This window comes from Aquirufa nivalisilvae, assembly GCF_004307455.1.
Classification (GTDB): Bacteria; Bacteroidota; Bacteroidia; order Cytophagales; family Spirosomataceae; genus Aquirufa; species Aquirufa nivalisilvae.
In genome coordinates this window covers 294531-316526 of the sequence record NZ_SEWX01000005.1, presented here as the reverse complement: position 1 = coordinate 316526, position 21996 = coordinate 294531, and the positions used below count along the sequence as shown (strand labels likewise).

At 36.4% G+C, this 21996-nt stretch carries 15 protein-coding genes; 5 read left to right on the top strand and 10 right to left on the bottom strand.

The annotated features are described in order from the left end of the window. Positions 1-30: 30 nt before the first annotated feature. From sov to EWU22_RS08170, 6 genes are all read right to left on the bottom strand, one after another. Positions 31-7113: a T9SS outer membrane translocon Sov/SprA gene (sov, locus tag EWU22_RS08195; protein ID WP_130925156.1), complete on the bottom strand. Its 7083-nt coding sequence runs from the start codon at positions 7111-7113 to the stop codon at positions 31-33. 68 nt (positions 7114-7181) lie between these two features. Further along, a complete protein-coding gene (ruvA, locus tag EWU22_RS08190; RefSeq protein ID WP_130925155.1) occupies positions 7182-7769 on the bottom strand; it encodes a Holliday junction branch migration protein RuvA in 588 nt (195 codons plus the stop codon). A gap of 2 nt (positions 7770-7771) precedes the next feature. Further along, complete coding sequence (locus tag EWU22_RS08185) at positions 7772-9202, bottom strand: lytic transglycosylase domain-containing protein (protein ID WP_130925154.1); 1431 nt, start codon at positions 9200-9202, stop codon at positions 7772-7774. Positions 9203-9206: 4 nt separating this feature from the next. Then, positions 9207-10622, bottom strand: a complete 1416-nt coding sequence (gene gatA, locus EWU22_RS08180; RefSeq protein WP_130925153.1) for an Asp-tRNA(Asn)/Glu-tRNA(Gln) amidotransferase subunit GatA — start codon at positions 10620-10622, stop codon at positions 9207-9209. Between the two features lie 78 nt (positions 10623-10700). Beyond that, positions 10701-10907: a twin-arginine translocase TatA/TatE family subunit gene (gene tatA, locus EWU22_RS08175; protein ID WP_109322843.1), complete on the bottom strand. Its 207-nt coding sequence runs from the start codon at positions 10905-10907 to the stop codon at positions 10701-10703. Positions 10908-10978: 71 nt separating this feature from the next. Beyond that, complete coding sequence (locus EWU22_RS08170) at positions 10979-11398, bottom strand: YkvA family protein (protein ID WP_161566815.1); 420 nt, start codon at positions 11396-11398, stop codon at positions 10979-10981. Between the two features lie 156 nt (positions 11399-11554). Here EWU22_RS08170 and mdh point away from each other — a divergent pair, with 156 nt between their 5' ends. Beyond that, entirely contained in the window at positions 11555-12490 is a 936-nt protein-coding gene (gene mdh, locus EWU22_RS08165) for a malate dehydrogenase (RefSeq protein WP_109322841.1), read from the top strand. A 47-nt stretch (positions 12491-12537) separates the two neighbouring features. Here mdh and EWU22_RS08160 read toward each other — a convergent pair whose 3' ends face one another. After that, positions 12538-13782, bottom strand: a complete 1245-nt coding sequence (locus EWU22_RS08160; RefSeq protein ID WP_130925151.1) for an ABC transporter permease — start codon at positions 13780-13782, stop codon at positions 12538-12540. A 146-nt stretch (positions 13783-13928) separates the two neighbouring features. Here EWU22_RS08160 and EWU22_RS08155 point away from each other — a divergent pair, with 146 nt between their 5' ends. Both EWU22_RS08155 and EWU22_RS08150 read left to right on the top strand, forming a co-directional pair. Then, a complete protein-coding gene (locus tag EWU22_RS08155) occupies positions 13929-16889 on the top strand; it encodes an FAD-binding and (Fe-S)-binding domain-containing protein (RefSeq protein ID WP_130925150.1) in 2961 nt (986 codons plus the stop codon). Continuing rightward, positions 16886-17182, top strand: a complete 297-nt coding sequence (locus tag EWU22_RS08150) for a DUF4286 family protein (RefSeq protein ID WP_130925149.1) — start codon at positions 16886-16888, stop codon at positions 17180-17182. The genes EWU22_RS08155 and EWU22_RS08150 overlap by 4 nt, the downstream gene beginning before the upstream one ends. Here EWU22_RS08150 and EWU22_RS08145 read toward each other — a convergent pair. After that, positions 17177-17881: a uracil-DNA glycosylase gene (locus EWU22_RS08145; RefSeq protein WP_130925148.1), complete on the bottom strand. Its 705-nt coding sequence runs from the start codon at positions 17879-17881 to the stop codon at positions 17177-17179. The genes EWU22_RS08150 and EWU22_RS08145 overlap by 6 nt on opposite strands. A 4-nt stretch (positions 17882-17885) precedes the next feature. On the opposite strand from EWU22_RS08145, the gene apaG reads away from it, so the two are divergent. Continuing rightward, the gene (gene apaG, locus EWU22_RS08140) at positions 17886-18272 is read left to right on the top strand and encodes a Co2+/Mg2+ efflux protein ApaG (RefSeq protein ID WP_109322836.1); all 387 of its coding nucleotides are present in this window, start codon (positions 17886-17888) and stop codon (positions 18270-18272) included. Further along, entirely contained in the window at positions 18272-18718 is a 447-nt protein-coding gene (locus tag EWU22_RS08135) for a hypothetical protein (protein WP_130925147.1), read from the top strand. The genes apaG and EWU22_RS08135 overlap by 1 nt, the downstream gene beginning before the upstream one ends. A 50-nt stretch (positions 18719-18768) precedes the next feature. On the opposite strand, the gene EWU22_RS08130 is transcribed toward EWU22_RS08135, so the two are convergent. Both EWU22_RS08130 and EWU22_RS08125 read right to left on the bottom strand, forming a co-directional pair. After that, on the bottom strand, positions 18769-20565 hold the full coding sequence (locus tag EWU22_RS08130; RefSeq protein WP_109325037.1) for a DEAD/DEAH box helicase: 1797 nt from the start codon (positions 20563-20565) through the stop codon (positions 18769-18771). A 172-nt stretch (positions 20566-20737) separates the two neighbouring features. Beyond that, positions 20738-21988 (bottom strand): OmpA family protein, encoded by a 1251-nt coding sequence (locus EWU22_RS08125; protein WP_130925146.1) that lies wholly within the window; start codon positions 21986-21988, stop codon positions 20738-20740. Positions 21989-21996 lie beyond the last annotated feature (8 nt).

The following is a 21996-nucleotide window of genomic DNA, read 5'->3' as shown; positions in this document are numbered from 1 at the left end:
TTTTTGCAAATCGAATTTTCATCCATTTAGCTAATCCGATAAACTATATCGAATCTGGAATCCACCTGCCACAGTAGAACGATAGAATGAATTAGAAACCAATGGATTATTCATCATCTTATCAAAATAAGCCGTAACAGATAATTTATTATTAATCGAATAAGTAATCTGAGGTCTAAATTGGAAATTGATAAATCCCTGTGTTACGATGGTCTCAGCATCCAATTTTCTTTGCAATGTTCTCGTATCACGAATAGTTAAATTCATATTAAACCTCAAATCATTGGGCAATCGAACAAATGCTCCATTGATCTTAAATGGTATCAACATATTGGCACGAGTAAATCCTACAGACACCGTAAAGTCTTTATTTGACAGTTCTGCTACTTGTGAATTAGATAAATTCAATCCCACATTACGATCTTGATTATATTCTAAACGCAAGGATACACGACTTTTAGTAATGGCATTAAAACCAATCAATGGAGAAAATCTCTCAGAGAATGATATGGTACTCATCACATAAACAGGAATTAAAGTACCCGTTTTAGCATCAAAACGAGAAGATAATGGATACAATAAACTATTTAAAGTGAGGTTCAAATAATCATTCTCAAACTGACCATATTCTAAAGAAGAAATGAAATTACCTACATTATAGGTACTTGAATACATGTGAGTAATGGTAAATGAACTGAATTTCTTTTTCATCCAAGGCATTAAATTAATTCCATTATAATCCACTTTCCAGTTAGGTAGAGGAATATCATAAAATGGAGAATATTTAACGGTTTGAGCAGACACACCTGAATAAGCTGCAAAAAACGATGGAATTAATACATCTTGTGAATTGATATTATAACTCCCATCTGCTGCCTTAGCCCTATTCAATCGAGCTAATAACACATCTCGGTTAGATCTAAATTCATCAAAAACCAATTGAGGATCTTTAAAGGCTGTCAAAAAGGATAAGAAAGACATGGAATAATTTCCAGAACGCAAGGGATTCTGACTCACAAACTTCCCTCCTACGCTGGTTGGCCTAAAAAACTCTTGGTAATTATCTCCTCGATTGTAATTTCCTTCTAACTGAATTCGTAAATCTTTGTTAGGCTCCAATTGGGTGATATAACTGAATTTCGTATTCCTTAATTGAGTAAATGGTACATTTTGAACGGTACTCTTTGTCAACCAACCTTCCTGTGCCGCTTTAAATCGAATTCCATCATCTTGCCCACCAGTAACAAAATCTAGTCCTGGAGCAGAAGTATTACCATTCATACCTAATAAACCTGGCTGTTGTAAGAAACCTGGCAAGGTAGTTGATTCAATGACAGAATAATTAACTTGAATTCCTCGAAGTGTTAAAAACAATCGAGCAAACGTTTTTAACAATGATTTACTTGGAATAGCTATCTCCTCTTCATCACCAGGGTTTCTTGCTACATTTTTACCAATTGCCGCAGGAGTATTAGCCCATCTCAACGCTCTTATCCGATTATAAAGCGAGACAAAATCCACCTTTCCACTAATGGCTCTTTCTCTCGTATTTTTAATGATATTTCCAAAAGGCAAATCTAGAGAATCTCGTATATTAAATGAATTGGCATAATAATTATATCCTATTCGGTGGGTATAATCAGCATTCATCCAATCTGTTAATGGAAGTTTTTGTAATGGTAAACGCCAAACGATTCCTGCTTGCTGATCGAAGTTCTTAGCTCGTCCAAAAGATTTGATATTATTCATCACCGAATCTTTCTTGGCTTGTGTATCAATATCTCCAAAAGGCTCATCAATGATGGCATTCACCATCGTGTTATAATTGAAAATGACACTTTTTGTTAAATTCCAATTTAAGGCATACTGACGATTAAAGAACCAATACTTTTCAAATTGAGGTGCTACTCCAACAATATTTAAATCTTGATTTCTCAATTGAGTTTTAACGAAGCTACGATCCATCTCTGCTCTTACAGTAAAGGAGCTCGGTTTCCAATTGAAATTAAAATCTTTGATAATCTCCAACCAAGAAGAACTCGTATTCCATTTATTAAATGGTTCCCAAAAAGAACTATTGGTCGTAAATGAATACAATATACTTCCTCTTTGACTATACTGTTGATAAGCATGAATCATCGTGCTTGAGCGCAGCATTTCAGAATAAGCATAAGAGAATGTGAAATTTGAAAAATCCCACAAATAAGCTCGCTTAGACAAATTGCTCTTGACTTTACGTACATTGGTAAAGTTAAAACCTCTTCGTTCTGTATTATCTTCCACCAATTTTGCATAACCCGCTCCTTTAGTTTCTAAAGAATTAGACAAGAATATATCAGGATCTAATGGATCAAACTGTGGAGAAATATTTCGTATATCATAGGTGATAAAAAACGGAATACGGAATCCCCAACTTGCTGGCAAAAACTTCTCTAAATTTAAATTTGCCGTAATTCCATATTCTACATAATTTTCTCGAGAGCGATCGGAAATTTTGGATTGTACCCCTCCAAAACCATAATTCTTGAAACTACCATTCATCATGATTGTACCTAAATCCGCTAATTTCAAGCCCAATTTACCAACAGCAGCCTCTCCAGAAGTCTGATCAAAATCCGATGCGCGCAATTCATTCACCCAGATGCAAAAACTCTTTGGCCCATCTGTACTGATATTTCGCATACCAATTATCATGGTCATACTGGCACTTTGATCTGGACGCCCCATCACAGTCACTTTATATTGCTTACCAGATGAACTTGTCATCAAAATAGAAAAGCGTTCATTCAAGGATTTTCCTTGCTTATCGCGCTCCATTTTGGCTCGCTTAAGTAAGTCAAATTCAATATCAAACTCATTTTCCATCGGCCAAATTTCCAAATCCAAACTTTGTCCTTTTTGAGTTTGAGTTAAGCCCGTCGATTGAACTTCATAGTAGTTATCTGTCAAATCTGTACCGATTCGGATAAATGCAGCCACTTTTCCATTAATCTGATCTTGACTTTGCATGGAAACAAACATGCGAAGACGTTTGTAATTGATGAAATCAAAATTGGTATTTTTAAATACAGCACGGGCATCACCTGGACGTAGATTATCTACACATAAGCTCATAGATTGCTCATTTAATCGAGCATTATTGATGGTTGTAATGTCTTGATCTCGAACAAATCCTGGAGGAACTACATAAGGTATGGTATTCGTACCCTTGGAGGCTGGACCATTTTCTTCAATATTGACCGATGACACTTTGAATTTGGCATCATATGGCTCTGGAATATCCACTCCATTTTTCTTATCTAAATCACCCAAAAACTTACGATATGAATAACCCGACAATTGTAATTGAGCAAAACGTAATACTACAGGCTCTTGGAATTGAGTCAATAACATTCGGAAAAAGCGAATGGATTTAAAACTATTCATCCCTCCTACTGAGGTTGGCTTGTCCTTAATCGGTATCCTAAATAAATACCAATCTACCCCGTTTTCAGTAACCCGATCCACAATATATCCTTTACCTACTTCCAATTGACCAGGCTTCAAATCAATTTCATATTTGAAATAAGATTCTACTTCGTTGACAGTATTATCAGTATTTAAATCCTCCCGGTCAGGAACCATACTGTTAGCCTCCGTAAAATTGGTATTACTTGGGTTGGCAGTCGTAGGTGAATTATTCTCAAGACCCATAAAGTTCTTATATCGCTCAATCAAACTTTCAGTACCATTGAACTTTTCATTCAAATAATATTCAAAGTCGTCTCCAGCAGGGTCTTTTACTAATTTAGTGAGAGCTGTTTGATCGGTAACTTTCGTCCGTATTTGATTCAAATATTCTTTAAAATATGTTTCTTCCGAAACACTGGTACCTTCTGAAATTTGATTGGACAAGCCATCCAATCCAACATCTTGGGTCGACCTACCTGCTTGATTATCAAAGGCATTGATTACAAATTGTCTTTTCGGAGCTATTCCCCAAGGAGTAACCTCTACATTTTGAGATGGTCCCGAAGTTATTTTCTCTCCAGCTGGAATACCATTTTCAAAGTTGGAAAAACCATCAGGAATAAAGTCCTCTGAAATGTCCCCTAAGTGAAATACTAACTTACCTCCTGTTTCATTATTTTTATTCAAAATACCATCACGCACTTTTCCTTGCTCCCCTGCCACAAATGGATTCATTAACCAAAATTCAATTTGTTCAACATTCGCATTATCAAAATCCGTATCCGAATTAATAGCACGTGTGATGGCTCCAAAATTGTTTTTAGGATCACCTGCTAATAAACCTTTGTTAGTCAAATTCGTATTGAAATTATAAATACCTCTTTCTTGTGGAAAATAGGCAACGTCTAATACGCCTAATGGTAAATTGGTGATATTATTTGCAAAATCTTTATTGGGGAATAATCCCTTGGGAGTAACTACTCGCTCATAGGCATATGCATTCACCTTATTGGGATCAATACCTGGTATATCTAAGCCAAAACCTCCTTGTCCATAAATACTTGCATCAACGTTATAAGCAGAAATTTTAGCTCGTTTGAAATTAGAGCTTAAGTCTCTAGGATTGCCTAGGATAAATTCCTTTGGTGTTGAGGCTGGCTTCCAGAGGGTTGGTTGAGAAGAAAAATTATAAACTACCCGAGCCGCTTCAAAATCATCAATAAAAGCATTTCCTTGAACGCGATCATTCACATTGGGAATTAATTTGGCCACTTCTCCTTGAAAATCAATGACCGATGCTTCTTTAGTAGATACAATCGGTAAAGCATCTAAAGCACGGGTAAGGGCCATCGATTTACGAAATAAACTAGCATCAAAACCTATCAGGGTATTATTTACAGGTTCATTTCCGATGGCAACTCGACGAAAAAATGCAGGAGGGCTTTCACTCATATTTTGGAACGTAGCTCCCAAGTGAAAATCCGCACCTAAGTTATAATCCAAACGAGTTCCCAATAATGTTCGAACTTGATTGGAAAATAAATCAGGTTTCTCATAACAAATCTTTAATTCTCGTCCAGAAGAAAAAATACTCTCATTGATTATTTTAACCCTCCCAGACATTCCCTCCACAATAAAATCTGTACCAGAAGTCAACAATTGTCCACCTGCTGAAACAGTCACCGATTTAGCTTCCACACCAAAAGGCAACATGATATCACTGCCCATACCCGATTGGAAAGATCCTTTCAAGAAAAATTTATTTTTACCTGCTAACTGTAAAGCATCAGATTGCGTTTTACGGTATAATTCATCAAAGACATATTTATTAACCAAATTAGTCTCCGAAGGACCAAAATGAGATTTTAGATCTCTTCCAAAAGGCTCTAATACTGGGAAAATTATCCTTCCATTTTTTGCATCTATGGTCAAGTCTTCTACAAAGTCAAAGTTACCATCAGGTTGAGGGTCACCTGCAAAATTTAATTTATCCAAGCCCAATACCTTCACTAAAGGGATGTCTTTCAATTTCTCTCCTTCAATCAAATTGGAATTATCAATACCCGTCGCATCATCTTTATAAACAATCCGTAATTGGAAATTTTGCTTAGCTAAACCATTGGTATTCAATGAATAAATATTCTTCATCATTAAATCCCACATTGGATGGTACAAATTATTACGGATAGTAGAAGATTTAAGCATCTTTAATACCAATACTTCGTCATCTCTTCTTGCCTGATAATCTTCGGTTAACTCACCCACTTTATACTTTCTACCATTCAAGGTATACTCATAGGCAACTGCCAAAACTTCATCATTTCTCAAAGGAGAAACCAATGATAAATAACCTAAAGTAGGATGAAACTTAAATTCTCGTTCATTTAATCGCTTGGCGCCTTTTAACATATCAAAATCCGTACCTCTTTGTAAATTATAGGTAGATTCCAAACGGTAAGAAGCTTGATCTGATTTCCTTATTTCAGAATCATTCACCAATTTATCATAGAGCCCATTGTTTTTATTATCTACGGGTTGGTTGGGAATGATAGGGCTTAAGGTAGGGTTATTCGCACTATATGGAGCCGATTCCCCTAAATCTGAGAGAGAAATAAGGTTACGTAGTGTCTCTGTACTCTGCGTTCTATTGGTAACATACACTTCAACACGGGTAATGGTAATACCGGAGGAAAGCATGGGCACATTCTTCAATGCCTGTTCGTACTGATTTCTAAAATAGCTCGACAAGAAAAAATGTCGATTTTCGTCATATTGATCCGCTCGTATTTCAAATGATTTACCTTGTGCTCCACCTTTTAAGGTAATACAATCTTGTTTGGAACGTTGCTGGGCTGCAACAACTGTCACATCTAAATTTCCAAACCTCATTAAGGTCTTTAAACCAAATAAATTTTGGACACCAGGTATCAATTGCGAATTCAGTGTCCAAGAAGTATTTCCTAATTCAATATTTTGTAAAATATCTTCTTCCTGGGTTTTCCAGTTTAGTTTTAATTGGTTTTGAAAGTTGAAACTAGCTTTCGTATCAAAATTGGTATTCAAATTCAACTTCTCGCCAATCTTTCCTTGAAAGTTAATCTGAGCTTGCTCATTAAAAAACAAGTTTCCTACATACCGTAATTGAACTGGAATGGCTGGATTATCTACAAATTGGCCCATGTATCCAATGTCAAGCAACAAACTTCCATTGGGTTTAAAGTAAACTTCATTACCCCCAAAAATTCGGTCAATAGCAGGAGGTAATTCGATCTTGGGGAAAAGTCCACGAGATTGCAAAGAACTACTGCCATCTAAACTCTTAGAATAGGCATTCCAAAAACTTCGATTAACCTGTCGGTCTTGTTCTCGCGCATATTCTTGAAAAGAAAAAGGCCTAACAGGCTGAACTGCTATATTACCCAATTGCTGGGATTGAACTAATTGATTTTGGTCTTGAAATGATAAAGCACTTTTGGCACCTTTAATAGAATAGATGGAAAAAGGAGATTTCGGACTTTGTTGATATATACTAAATGGAGCAGGTGATTTGAGACTAAACCTTGGTCTTTTTCCACTTTTTTCTAGCGTAGAATCCTCCTCTAAAAACGTGTTCCTAAAAGCAGGAGTACCTTCTACTACTCCAATAAGTAGCAAAAATGCCATGCTTGTAATCAGAACACGAGATGCAAAATGTTTATGCACAATTATCTGGGAATCAATTTTAAACCAATTTAACGAAGAGCCAACTTAATTAATTGCTCAATAGAAGCATCTGGATTACTTTTTATTAAACTATCCAGACTTTTCTCAGCAACTCCTCTAGCAATTCCTAAGGTAACAAGTGCCGCTAAAGCCTCTTGTTTAACACCATATGATTGATCGTGAGAGGCTAAACCTGCCTCTACAAACATGGCATCCTTTTTACATTTGTCTTTCAACTCCAAAATGACACGTTGGGCTGTCTTAGAACCAATTCCTTTAATGGATTGAATCAAACCAATGTTTTCATTCATGATGGCAGCTCTAATTTCTCCAGAAGAAAAAGAAGATAACATCACTAAGGCTGTACTCAAGCCTATTCCAGAAACACTGATTAAATCTAAAAACAGGAATTTCTCATCCATACTATGGAAACCCACTAAAGTGTGTGAATCTTCCTTGATTTGAAGATGAGTGAAAAGCTTAATGGATTCAAGCCCATTTGCCAAACTATCATAAGTTTGTAACGAAATTTTGACCTCATAACCTACACCATTCACATCTATAATGACATGAGTCCGATCTTTATGAGCTAATTTACCTTGCAAATATGCAATCATCTTTAGGATATTCTTAGTCGCATTCCAGGTTTTAAGACCGCGGAACGCAAGCGATTTAATTTTTTAATTTTAGCCACTGTCAATCCATCATGCTTATCAGCGATATCAGACAAGGTATCACCTGAACGAACTAAATAATATTTTACTTTCTTCTTTTTAGAAACTAATTGTTTACTGGTCAATTTAACAACTGAAGTGTCAGCTACTTTAGCAATTGATTTAACGGGAAACCATTGCTTTTCCAAAACAAACAAATTTTGACCTTTTTTCAAGCGATTTCTTCTTAAACGGTTAATCCTTTTAAGTTCAAATACAGAAATCTCAAATTTTCGTGCTACTTCATAGATGGTCTCACCTTTTTTAACTTTATACCGAACTTTGACCATGCGCATTTGCATAGTAGCACTTGTATCAGTGGATAAAAGTGGTTGGATTGAAATAGCCGCCAATCCAGCAGAATCTAGTATCTGCTTTCTATTTAATTGAAAATATTCAGCTCTATTTTTAGGGATCTTTAAAACAAATGATTTAGAATCCTTAGGTAAATAATGAGTTAAAACATGCGGATTTAATTTTTTCAAGGTATCCATGGATATCTTGGCCAAAGAAGCAAAAACACTTAGGTTCAAATAACCATTGATTTGTAAGGTATCAGATGGTACATGGCTGGCCCAAGTTTCTGGATGAATAGCATGATCCCAATGATAATTCATCATGTAGGCCATAGCGATAAACTGAGGTACATAAGCTCGGGTTTGCTTGGGTAAACAAGGATAAATTCCCCAGAAATCATCCGACCCCTTACAGTTTCTAATCGCTCTTTTTACATTACCCGGGCCCGTATTATATGCTGCCAAAGCTAAGTGCCAATCCCCAAAAATGCGGTATAATTGCCTTAAATATTTGCTTGCCGCCTCTGTTGCTCTTTCTGGATCAAACCGTTCGTCAATATAAGAATCTACCCGAAGACCAAAATCTCCACGCGCCGTATAAGGCATAAATTGCCAAAGTCCGCCTGCGCCTTTATTAGATAATGCTTTGGGGTCAAGACCTGATTCTATCAAAGATAAATACTTCAATTCATCTGGAAGATTATATTGTTTTAAGTATTTCTCATAAATAGGAAAATACAAATCACGCTTTTCCAACATCCTTTGGGTAAAGTCCGACTTCCTAAAGGCAAAATATTCAACAAATTGATGTACGTAGAAATTATATGGTAAAGGAATTTGATTCCTCATTTGCTTCAAACGCCCTTCGATCAAAGCTGGATCAATCATCCAAGCTGTAGGAGAACCTTGCTCATATTGAGCCAAAGAATCAATTACTCGTTCATCTAAAATGGGCTTAAATGAATTCCATACCTGAGCTCTACTTATTGAATTAACAATAAGCAACAGGAACAATACACTATATAGGCTCTTCTTATTCAAGATATTAAACTAATTCTGTAGCTAAATTGAGTATGGCTTCTTCTTGAAAGACATCTGCCATAATTTGAAAACCCATAGGTAAAGATTGTGCATCTACTCCCATGGGAATAGAAATGGCTGGTAAACCCGCCACATTGGCCTGCACAGTAAATAAATCCCCTAAATACATCTGTAATGGATCTAAAGTCTTCTCTCCCAAACGGTAGGCTGTTGAAGATGTTGTCGGGGAAACTAAAAAATCATATTCCTGCAATAAGCTTTGGGTAAATTCTTTGATCAATCGACGTACTTTTTGTGCTTTTGTATAATATGCATCATAATAATCTGCACTTAAAACAAAGGTACCTAGCATAATTCTTCGCTTAACTTCCTCTCCAAATGCCTCATCTCGCGTTTTTTTATACATATCTAAAAGATCTTTGGTTGGAACTTCGGTTCTATGACCGAACTTAACCCCATCAAATCTTGATAAATTAGAACTCGCTTCTGCTGTTGTTAAAACATAGTATGTCGGCAATAATGCTTCCACATATGGAAAATCAACTCCTACCACCTCATATCCTTTCAACTTCAATTGTTCAAGTCGCTCAAAGAATGCCTTTTTTATATCCAATTGAAGACTTGGATGTTCAGCCATTTCTTTGATATATGCGATTCTTTTTCCGCTTGTAGGCTTCTTTTCCTTGAATTCATTTGGGGAAACCACGGTGCTATCTTGTCCATCAGCACCAGAAATATATTTCAATACTAAAGCTAAATCATCTACTTGAAGAGCCATGGGCCCAATGGTATCAAAAGAAGATGCATAAGCTATCAATCCCCATCTAGAAACACGACCATAAGTCGGTTTCAGGCCAGCTACACCACAAAAAGCGGCCGGCATACGTATTGAACCGCCTGTATCTGTTCCTAAGGAAATATGACACATATTGGCTTGAACAGCGACTGCTGACCCTCCTGAGCTTCCTCCAGCAACATGGGCCGTATTTTTAAAATTTAATACTGGGCCATAAGCTGAATTTTCGTTCGTGGATCCCATACCAAATTCATCACAATTTTGTCGTCCAATAACAATCGCATCTTGATCCAGCAATCTTTGTACGGCTGTTGCAGAAAAGGTAGATTTAAATGTGTCTAAGATTTTACTCCCTGCATAAGATCGATGATTCTCATAGCAAAGTAGGTCTTTAATCCCTATGACGAGTCCCGCTAATTCTCCAGCAGTACCTGATTGTAATTTCTGGTCTATAAGAGCAGCTTTCTCTAAAGCTTCTTCAGCATATACTTCCAAAAAAGCGTTCAACTTGGAATTATGTGCCTCAATTTGAGACAAATAATACGTTACTATGTCCACACAGGTCAACTGACCTTGGTCCAACAAATTTCTTAAATCACGGTATTTTAACTGGGATATATTCATCCAAATGGGGTATTCAATAAAACACAAAAGCATAGTTGGACAAGTCCAACTATGCAGATAAATAAGTCAAACAAAGAATTACTTCTTAGTCTCGTCTAGTTCTTTATTGATTTGATCTTTTACTTCATTTTTAGCATCCTGAAATTCACGGATACCTTTACCTAGTCCACGCATTAACTCAGGTAACTTCTTTCCACCAAAGAACAATAGTATGGCTAAACCTATTAATAAAAGCTCTCCACCACCTAAACCGTTCAAAAACAACAATATACTTGCTATGCTCATCATTTTCTGTATTTAAAAATTTTGTAAATATATTCAATACTAATTAAAAATCCTTCTTCTAAGGCCAAAGATTACATTTGTTTTTCAAATTCATCCAGTTCTTGTTTGATTGATTTACCTACCCATAAAACCAATGCCAAATCATCTGTAAAACCAATAATTGGCAATAAATCAGGTATGAAATCAAAAGGTGATATAAAGTAAATCAAAACGGCAGCAATTTTTGCCAGAGTTACCGCAGGTAGTTTACGGTAAGTTCCTTGAACATACGCCTTAATCAATTGACTAAACAATACAATGTAGTGATTTAACAAACGAACAACCGACAAATTACTTTGTGCAGCCGTTTCATTCACTTTTTGCAAAGCTCTTTTCACCAAATTTAACAAACCATATTTATTGTTAGCCATTAAGTCCTCCCCTTTATCCAAAGCTTCTTTGAAAAATTGGGAGCTCAAAATCCGATCAATAAAAGTGATTTTTCTAGTCATAAACATTGAATTATCCATAAATATACAAATTGGATACCAAAATCTAGCAGGTCTTATCCTTATTTATATAATCCTGATAGTTTTACAAATATTTAACTGTTTTGTCGTAATTTAGGGGAGTTTTTTGCTCATAAGAATCATTAAAATCACACAACAATGAAAATTACCGTAGTAGGAGCTGGTGCCGTAGGTGCTACATGTGCTGACAACATCGCTAGAAAAGAATTAGCCGATGAATTAGTTTTATTGGACATCAAAGAAGGTATTGCTGAAGGCAAAACTTTAGATATGTTCCAAACCGCCTCGCTTTTAGGTTTTGATACCAAATTAGTAGGTTCTACCAATGATTATTCAAAAACAGCTAATTCAGATGTAGTTGTCATTACTTCTGGTTTACCTAGAAAGCCAGGTATGACTCGTGAAGAATTAATCGGAGTTAATGCAGGTATCGTAAAGAGTGTTGTAGAAAATATTTTAAAATTCTCTAAAAACCCGATCATTGTGATCATTTCTAACCCTATGGATACTATGACTTATTTAGCTAAGTCGGTAGCAGGATTAGATAAGCACCGTATTATAGGTATGGGTGGAACTTTGGACTCAGCACGTTTTAAATGCTATTTAGCCAAAGCTATGGATGTGTCAATCAATGATATTCACGGAACTGTTATTGGTGGTCATGGAGATACAACCATGATTCCTTTGAAGCGTTTAGCTACGTACAACGGTGTTCCAGTTAGCCAATTCTTATCTGCAGAAACGCTAGATAAAGTAGCTGCTGATACCATGGTAGGTGGAGCTACGTTAACAGGTCTATTAGGTACATCAGCATGGTATGCTCCGGGTGCTGCAGGTGCTGCTTTAGTAGAAGCGATCGTACGTGACGAGAAAAAAATCATGGCATGTTGCGTTTCTCTTGATGGAGAATATGGACAGTCTGACATCTGCTTAGGTGTTCCAGTTGTTTTAGGTAAAAACGGTTGGGAGAAAATTGTTGACTATCAATTAACTGATGACGAGCAAGCTGCATTCAATAAATCAGCTGATGCCGTTCGTAATATGAATTCGGTATTAAGCACTTTGAGTTTATAATTCAAATTTGCCCCATACTAAAAAGGCCATCTTTCGATGGCCTTTTTCTATTTAGAGCGGATTGCAATAACTGGATCCATCTTGGCAGCGACCCAAGCTGGAATAATCCCTGATAATATTCCAATAAAACTAGATATCATTAAACCACTCATGATGTTTTTAAAACTAAGACTTAAAGGCAAAGCTTCTTGAGGTATAAGCGTAATCAAAACGACGAGGCCTATTCCAACTAAGCCTCCAATCAAACTTAAAAATACAGCTTCAAATAGAAACTGGAACATGATAAAATAATTCTTTGCTCCTAATGATTTTTGAATTCCAATAATATTAGTTCTCTCCTTTACTGAAACAAACATAATATTAGCGATACCAAACCCACCTACAAGTAAGGAGAAACCAGCAATCAAAGCTCCTGCTATATTAAGAACTGAAAATATCCCATCAAAAAACTGATTTAATCCATCCATTCGATTGATCGAAAATGAATCCTCTTGTTTAGGTTTAATAGAACGCAAACTACGCATCAAACCTGAAATATCTCCTTCTAAGTTTTGCTGGTTGACATCATCCTCAAATGCTTTAATGGAAATATCAGGCTGTGGTCTATCCTTTTGAAATATAGTAGCATAAGTGATATAAGGGATAATTACTTTCTCATCTGGTGTACCACCAAAACCCAACATATCATTTCCCTTCTTTTCAATTACCCCAATCACGGAAAACTTAATTCCATTCAATTTAATCACTTGACCAATCATAGATTCGCCATTAGATAGATTTTCTGCCACTTTAGAGCCAATTATGGCTACGTTTAAACCATTATCCGATTCAATAGGCAAGAAATACCTTCCTTCATTAATTGGACAACTCGTTACTTGATTATAATCATAACTTGCACCCGTAATATTGATATCCATACTACTACTTCCTCGATTAACAGAGGCAGTTCTACCTCCATCTATTATAGCAACAGCTTGTGCTGATGTTAGATTTTCTTTTAAATATTTAAACTCAGAATATTTCATCTCAGGACGGTTCAAATATTTCCACCAAGGGTAATTGTTTTGCATTAACCAAGGCCATTTTCCAACATATAAAACCCCTGATCCAGCAAAAGAATCGATCTCAGAACGAATCTTTCCATTCAATGAATCAACTGCCGTAAAAACCGCAACAATAGCAAAAATACCTACACTTACACCTAATAAGGATAAGGTGGTTCGCATGATGTTGGAACGAAGTGCTTGGTAGGCGAAAACTAAACTTTCAAATACTTGTCTTAGAAATTTCATAGCTATGAATTTGGGCAATAAGCTTAAAGTTACTAAGCTAATTCTATTTATATTCTTCTAATTATATGAATAGATGGTATAAACTTTGAATGGCAATATGTAGGTAAGACTGGATTTTTGTAATTTTATCATCTTAAATTAGACGCATGGCTTGGAGTCAACGAGAATATCACCTATTATCTGCTCATTTTGAGGGGAAATTATTTTTTGATGCATCTCAATCATCTCAAATAGCCAGAAAAATTTATGCAACTGATGCCTCAGTGTATCAAGTACAACCACAAGCTGTTGCAATTCCAGCTTCACAAAAAGACATCAAGCGTTTAATTCAATTTGCCAAAAACAACAAATTAGGCATTATACCCAGAGGAGCAGGAACATCATTAGCTGGCCAAGTTGTTGGTGATGGCATCGTGATGGAAGTATCTTCTGCCATGAGTAAAATCATTTCATTAAATAAGAAAGAAAAAACCGTTTGGGTAGAGCCAGGCATTGTGCGAGATGATTTAAACACATTCATCAAAAAAACCGAATTATTCTTTGGTCCTGAAACCTCAACCGCCAACAGAGCTCTATTGGGTGGAATGGTAGGAAATAATTCTTGTGGATTACATTCCATTGTTTGGGGTAACGTACGTGATCATTTAATTGAAACCAAGGCTATATTGGCTGATGGCACCGATATTTACACGCACCCCTTAAGCAATGAAGAATTTTACAAAAAAACGAGTCTTCAGAATTTAGAAGGTAAAATATACCGTGAATTACATCGCATTTTAAATAATCCTACCCTACAGGAATTAATCAGAAGCAAATTCCCTAAACCGAGTATAAAACGCAGAAATACTGGTTATGCCTTAGATGCCTTGGTGGAAATGCAGCCCTTTAATCCATTAGGTAAGCCATTTAATCTATCGGCACTCATCGCAGGATCAGAAGGTACATTGGCGGTAGTTCATTCACTTCGGTTGCAGTTGTTAGACATCCCCTCTCCCGACGTTTCTTTAGTTTGCGTCCATTGCCATTCCATTCAAGAATCGCTGCAAGCTAATTTAGTAGCTTTAGCTTGTCAGCCTACAGCGTCCGAATTAGTGGATGATTTTATCCTTTCATTTACGGAAGGTCATCCTCAATTCCAAAAAGACCGTGATTTTATTCAAGGTAAACCAGCTGCCATTCTAATGGTGGAGTTCCGAGGTGATGAAGCATCCAACAGTGAAAATAAAGCCAATCGATTTATCGAACAATTGAATGCTCAAAGTATTGGATATGCTTCACCTACATTGACTGGTGAAGAAATTTCCAAAGGTTGGGATATTCGTAAAGCAGGTTTAGGGTTAATTAGAAATATTATTGGTAAAAAACAGGCTGTAAATTTAATTGAAGATTGTGCTGTAGACCCCGAGGACTTACCTCATTACGTAGCTGATATACAAGAATTACTTCAAAAACATCAAGTACAAGCGGCTTTTTATGCTCATGCCGGAGCTGGGGAACTGCATATTGAACCATTCCTAGATTTAAAATCAGAAGATGGCAAAAAGCTTTTCCGTTTATTATTAGAAGAAACAGTCAAAATCCTTAAAAAATATCAAGGTTCTTTAAGTGGTGAACATGGAGATGGAAGACTTCGGGGGGAATTTATTCCTGAAATCATGGGAGCTGAAATTTATGATCTATTTCAAGAGATCAAGCATATCTTTGACCCAAACAAAACACTAAATCCTGGGAAAATAGTACATACGCCTCCCATGGATGAAGCATTCCGGATTCAAGATAAAAGCCCTCAAAAACAAAGCTATTTTTTCAATTATGGTGCATTAAACAATCCCCTTACCCTGGCTGAAAAATGCTCTGGTTCAGGAGATTGTAAAAAAACAGCTTTATCTGGGGGAACCATGTGCCCCAGTTATATGGCTACTCTCCAGGAAAAAGATAGCACTAGGGCAAGAGCCAACATGTTGCGGCAAATTCTAAGCTCTGATGTTGAAAAACCATTTTCTGAACCACAATTAAAGGAAATATTGGATTTATGTCTTTCATGCAAAGGTTGCCAAACCGAATGTCCTTCTGGAGTAGATATCAGTAAACTAAAAGCGGAAACACTTCAACAGAGTTATATTGATCATGGTACTCCTTGGAGAACCCAATTGATTGGCCATTTTCCTAGCATTCAAAATTGGGTAAGAAAAATATCCCCTCTCTACAATTTTGCCATCGAATTCCCACTTAGTAGTGTCATTATTAAAAGCTTTATGGGATTCTCATGGGAAAGAAGTCTACCTAGGGTTTCATTTACAAGCCTTGAAGAATGGTTTTCACAGTACAAAAAACGAATTAACCAAAGTGAGAAGCCTTTGGGCATGGTTTACTTTTTTGCTGATGAATTTACCAATTATAATGATGTAGCTATAGGCAAAAAAGCCATTGCTCTCTTAAATGAACTTGGGTATGGAGTAGAAATACCTAAAGGAATTATCAGTGGAAGAAGTTATTTATCAAAAGGAATGCTCATTGAGGCTAAGAAATTAGCCAATCATAATGTGCTTTCCTTAAAGAATATAATAAGTTCAGAAACACCATTTATCGGTTTAGAACCAAGTGCCATCCTTAGTTTCCGTGATGAAATTCCTGATTTAGTAGATCCTGAACTAAGAAATGATGCCCTCCAACTGAAAGATAACTGCTTACTAATCGATGAATTCTTAGCTAGAGAAATCAAATCCAAACGAATTCAAAAATCTTCCTTTGGAACAAAAACCAGAAAAATAATTTTACATGGTCATTGTCATCAAAAATCCATTGCAGGATTAAGTTCGACTCGACAAGTATTAGCATTTCCAGAAGGACATGAAGTAGAATTAATACCTTCAGGATGCTGTGGTATGGCTGGTTCTTTTGGCTATGAAAAGAAGCATTTCAAGATTTCTAAACAAATAGCCAACTTAGTATTATTCCCAACTATTTTATCCAAGCCAAGTTCAACCATTGTAGCAAGTAACGGTACCTCATGTAGGCATCAAATCAAAGATGGTATCGATAAAAATGCATACCATACTGTTGAAATTCTATATCAATCCTTAGCCAATCCTCAGATAAAAATATGATTCAATACAATTTATCGCTCTTTTTCGAAAATTCAGTAGAAGAAAAAGCTATTCTAGCCTTAAGAAAAATCATCGTCCCTGAAATAGAAAAGCAATCGTTTATCTCGCGCGTTTACTTGTTTGAAATCACCTCACACCAGGAACCTGATTCTAAAGGTTTTAGCTTACAATGTTGGATAGAACCTGAATTCGAAAAGCAATTGGAAATTATTGAAGCATTAGTTTCAGGCTTTCTGCTAGAAGAATTCCCCAATCAACATGTGTATTTTCCAAGTCAATTAAAGAAGCTATAGCCAGTTGATGGCCTTCATTTCATGGGCTACCAAGTATTCATTCGTTTTAGAAAATGGTCTATTACCAAACCACCCTCCCCTATTAGCTGACAATGGAGAAGGGTGAGAAGACTTGATCAGTAAATGCTTTTGTGGATCGACATGTTTAGCCAATTGTTGCGCGTAATTACCCCATATCAAAAATACGACATGTTCCTTTTCTTGACTGATTTTTTCAATGGCCATGGAAGTTAATTGCTGCCAACCCAAGTCAACATGTGAACCTGGTTTAGAATCAGAAACAGTCAAGATTGAATTCAACATTAAAACCCCTTGCTTTGCCCATTGACTTAAATCTCCATCTTGACTCTCCAAAAACACATCAAAATCCAGGTATAATTCTTTTTTAATATTTCTCAAAGAAGGAGGTAGTGGAATGCCAGGTGGAACGGAGAAACACAGACCATGTGCCTGCCCCTTGCCATGATACGGATCTTGACCAATGATAACTACTTTTGTGTCTGCAAAGGAGCATAGATTAAATGCATTGAAAATTGCATTGACTGGAGGGTATACTTCCTCCATGTGCATTTTTTCGGAAAGCTTGGATTGTAAAGAGTTAAAATACGATTCCCCTAATTCAGAAAGGAAAATATTTTTCCAATCATTCATTAGTAAATCAGGTAAATTTCGAACTATTTTACTTTCGAATTGATCCATAATTATGACAGAATCTATCACTAATGGTTTTTATATCGCGGTTGAGACACAGCACATGTCCGAATATGAAATACAAAAACCATACCAACATTTTTTCTCATACCAAATTACGATCAAAAACCTCAGCAAGCAACCTGCTCAATTAGTAAGCCGATTCTGGAAAATCCAAGATGGCTCTGGAAAAACAGAACATGTCAATGGCTTAGGTGTTGTGGGTCAACAACCCATCATTGAACCAAATCAATCGTTTACCTATACTTCTGGGTGCCCCATCATCGGAAATCTAGGAAAAATGAGTGGGCATTATACCTTCCTGAATTTAGAAAACCAATCCACTTTTTCTGTCAAGATTCCTCCTTTTGAATTAGCTCCAGCTTATATTTTAAATTAATGCGTTTATTTCAAAAATTCTTCTTTCGATTACAAGCTCAAACAAGTCATGGATTACATTCCCCATCTGTATTTAAATTATACACTGAGGTAATCAATCCGATTTTACAAAGGAAAATTTCAACGAAAATTAAAACGGATGAACTCATCCAAGGGATAAGCCAATTTTATGCTCAGGAAATAGATTTAGGCGAAGTATTTCCAATGGTTATATCCCATTTAAGTCCAGAGATTTATCAACAAATTGACCAAGATTTAATTCCCAAAGCCCAAGCTAATTCCATTATATTTATTTTGAATCCCTATGAATCTACCCTCAGCCAAGATATTTGGGATACTTTAGTGGATGACCCAAGAGTCATTCATAGCATAGATCTATTTGATATGGGTATCTTACGATTTAATCAGCTAGCTAGTAAGCAGCATTTTATGTTAAAAAAATCATAGGCATAAAAAAAGGCGACCACTGGTCGCCTTTTTCATCAATTCTCAAAGAATTATACGGGTTTAGCAATTTCAACTAAAACACGTTTTCCTTTAATTTGAGCTCCAGCCATTTTTTCTAAAACGACATTTGCATATTCTTTAGGCACATCTACATAGGTATGCTTATTTTCAATTTGAATTTGCCCTAGCACATTACCAGGAATTCCTGACTCTCCTGCAAAAGCACCTACAATGTTAGAAGGAGAAATTTTCTCATTGAAACCAATGTTAACAAACATACGAACCATGTTTTCATCGGAACGATAAGGTTTACCTTCTTTGTCATTTCTTGGTCCACGTGGCCCACGATCTCTGTCGCCACCGCGGTCATCACGTCCACCGTAACGAGAATCTCTCTCAAAGCGACCAGCGCCACGACGACCATCACGGTCACCGCCACGATCACCACGGTATCCACCGCGATCTCCGCGATCTCCTCCACGGTCATCACGACCGTATTTACGAGATTGACGTTCAAATTCTCCTTCAAGGTTTTCATCACCAAACTCATTCTTTTGAACACCCATGCTAATTTTCACTAAAGCAGCAACGATTTGCTCTGTAGTAAATCCAGCATGATGAAGATTCGTCAATGCATCATTGAATACATCTAAATCACCTTCTTGAATAGTAGCAGCTACACGTTCAATGAACATGCCTTTCTTAACACCTACTACATCTGTAAAGGTTGGTATAACTCCTTTTTCAATCTTTACCTTCGTGTAATTCATGATTTCGCGCAAACGATTTCTTTCTGAACCTACGACTAAAGTGAAAGCTTTACCAAATTTTCCAGCTCTACCAGTACGACCGATACGGTGTACATAATATTCTTCATCCAATGGGATATCATAATTGATAACTGCATCTACATTTTCTACGTCCAAACCACGTGCAGCCACGTCAGTTGCAACCAAGAAACCTACATTTCCATTACGGAAACGATTCATTACTTGCGTACGTTGAGATTGACGTAAATCACCGTGTAAACCTTCAGCAGCGTATCCACGCATAACCAATTCCTCGACTACCTCATCAACTCTTTTCTTCTGATTACAGAAAATCAACACCAACTTAAGGTTATAAAAATCGATTAAACGAGTTGTTACCTCCATTTTCGCACGTCCTTTGACATCAAAGTACAATTGCTCAATATTGACATTGGTAATTTCATTTTTAACCACCTTAACTAATTTAGGGTTGGTTAAATAACGGTTTGTTAAAGCCATGATAGGCTTAGACATAGTAGCAGAAAATAATACCACTTGACGTTCTTCTGGTATTTCTTGTAAGATACTTTCAATATCTTCTCTAAAACCCATATCTAACATTTCATCAGCCTCATCCAATACAATCATGGATGCCTGACCTAATTTCAATGCACGACGTTCAATTAAGTCAATCACACGGCCAGGAGTACCAACTACGATGTTAGCACCAGCCTTTAAGGACTTGATTTGACGCTCAATGGAGTCTCCACCATAAACAGTTGTTACCCAAACACCTTTAGTGAATTTGGATAATTTCTTTAATTCTTCAGTTACTTGAAGAGCTAATTCACGAGTAGGACATAACACGATGGCCTGAACATATTTTTCGAATGGAGCGACATGCTCAATCATTGGAATACCAAACGCGGCAGTTTTACCTGTACCCGTTTGTGCTTGGCCGATTACGTCACGACCTTCTAAAATAAATGGAATAGCTTCTGATTGAATGGGAGAAGCGAATTCAAAGCCCATTTCATTAACAGCAGCTAGGATTCCTTCCGAAAACGGAAGCGAATCAAAGCGAATTTGATTACTCATTTGTTGTTTTTTAATTACGTTGCCCGAACACATCCGTAATTAACTCTTGCCGATAGCCCTTTACCAGGGAAAAGAATTTTACAATAAATGTAAAAAAAGAGTTGTGAGGATGTATTTGTATTTCTAAAGCACAAAAGTACTTTAATAAAAAATGAGAAGCAAATAAATTGTATTATTTTAATACAGACTTCTTAGATAGAACTAAAAGGATCTGAGAGTTAATGGGTACAGAAGCCTCTGGATTCACATTGCTACTCGTGGCTTTTACCTCAATCCGTGTGGGAGAAATCCCTTCTCCAACTAATCGATTTTTGACAACAAATCCACGTTTCAGGCCTAATTTAGAATCATTTTCAGCAAAAGCGTAAATGCGAATATGCACATCTTTGTACTTATTTAAGCCTTCGACCATCTTCTTAAAAAAGGCATCATATGGTGAAACTAATTGATTGGTTTCAGCGTCAAAAGAAATTTCACTTACTCGCAGTTCACTAGATTCTGTATTCGTAGTATCTGTTAAATACTCAAACATAGGCACTAAAGCAGAAGTCTTAGGTACATCAAATGCCTTTCCATCTGGCCAACTTAAATGCGTCAATGAATCAGACGCAATTCTTGCGGAATCCGCGCTTAGTTTGGTCAAACTATCTCTAAGCTTAGCTAGACTATCAATTGGAATAATTTCTTCCGTATCTGCACTTACTACTTCTTCTTCCTTAGTCATCTTGTTATACACGACCCAAGCAATAACCGAAGCTACCAAAATTGATCCCAAGATAAGTCCAATTACTTTCCAATTAGTAGAAGAACCACCCTCATCATCCGGTTTCAAATCGATTTCATCCACATTACTTTGAAATGAACTTGATTCGTTCTTAAAAACATCTGATAAAAGTAAAATCTCAGATATAGGTACTTGTAATTTCTGTGGGCACAAAGCTGTAAAGTCATGCCTTTGTGCAAAAAAATGTTCTCCAAAGGAATTCCAATCCTTCATGTAAGCAAAATCAACCACTTTCAGTCGATTGCCGTATAATGCAAAACAAATGCCTAATCCCTTAACAACTAAAGAACTTTTACATCTCAATTCTCGAGAAACTAATAAGGCTATGGCACTTTTTTTATCAGGCATTAATATGCCAAATAAGCCCTCTCCATAAGATGAAATCTTGTCCCAATTAACACTAGCTGTTGAACCAGAAAAAATGACATCAATCTCCTTACTGGGAACAGCCTTATGATGTATGAAATTATATAAAGCATTGAAACGAATCTGATTTCGAATCAACTTTAAGGATGACCCTAAAATAATGGATTCCCAAACAGGTAATAATTCCTGTATTTTATCGACACTCTCGTTGGTTAATTGTGCTACACGTTGAATAAAAATCTCTCTCTCGCCAGCTTCCAAAATTGTAAACATCTGCCTCT

What these genes read in the sequence shown, in the direction of transcription:
- EWU22_RS08155 (WP_130925150.1), top strand. Translation starts at nt 13,929, where the DNA reads ATGGCTTGGAGTCAACGAGAATATCACCTATTATCTGCTCATTTTGAG.
- EWU22_RS08130 (WP_109325037.1), bottom strand. Translation starts at nt 20,565, where the DNA reads ATGAGTAATCAAATTCGCTTTGATTCGCTTCCGTTTTCGGAAGGAATC.
- ruvA (WP_130925155.1), bottom strand. Translation starts at nt 7,769, where the DNA reads ATGATTGCATATTTGCAAGGTAAATTAGCTCATAAAGATCGGACTCAT.
- EWU22_RS08135 (WP_130925147.1), top strand. Translation starts at nt 18,272, where the DNA reads ATGCGTTTATTTCAAAAATTCTTCTTTCGATTACAAGCTCAAACAAGT.
- mdh (WP_109322841.1), top strand. Translation starts at nt 11,555, where the DNA reads ATGAAAATTACCGTAGTAGGAGCTGGTGCCGTAGGTGCTACATGTGCT.
- sov (WP_130925156.1), bottom strand. Translation starts at nt 7,113, where the DNA reads ATGGCATTTTTGCTACTTATTGGAGTAGTAGAAGGTACTCCTGCTTTT.
- tatA (WP_109322843.1), bottom strand. Translation starts at nt 10,907, where the DNA reads ATGAGCATAGCAAGTATATTGTTGTTTTTGAACGGTTTAGGTGGTGGA.
- gatA (WP_130925153.1), bottom strand. Translation starts at nt 10,622, where the DNA reads ATGAATATATCCCAGTTAAAATACCGTGATTTAAGAAATTTGTTGGAC.
- EWU22_RS08145 (WP_130925148.1), bottom strand. Translation starts at nt 17,881, where the DNA reads ATGGATCAATTCGAAAGTAAAATAGTTCGAAATTTACCTGATTTACTA.
- apaG (WP_109322836.1), top strand. Translation starts at nt 17,886, where the DNA reads ATGACAGAATCTATCACTAATGGTTTTTATATCGCGGTTGAGACACAG.
- EWU22_RS08150 (WP_130925149.1), top strand. Translation starts at nt 16,886, where the DNA reads ATGATTCAATACAATTTATCGCTCTTTTTCGAAAATTCAGTAGAAGAA.
- EWU22_RS08160 (WP_130925151.1), bottom strand. Translation starts at nt 13,782, where the DNA reads ATGAAATTTCTAAGACAAGTATTTGAAAGTTTAGTTTTCGCCTACCAA.
- EWU22_RS08170 (WP_161566815.1), bottom strand. Translation starts at nt 11,398, where the DNA reads ATGACTAGAAAAATCACTTTTATTGATCGGATTTTGAGCTCCCAATTT.
- EWU22_RS08125 (WP_130925146.1), bottom strand. Translation starts at nt 21,988, where the DNA reads ATGTTTACAATTTTGGAAGCTGGCGAGAGAGAGATTTTTATTCAACGT.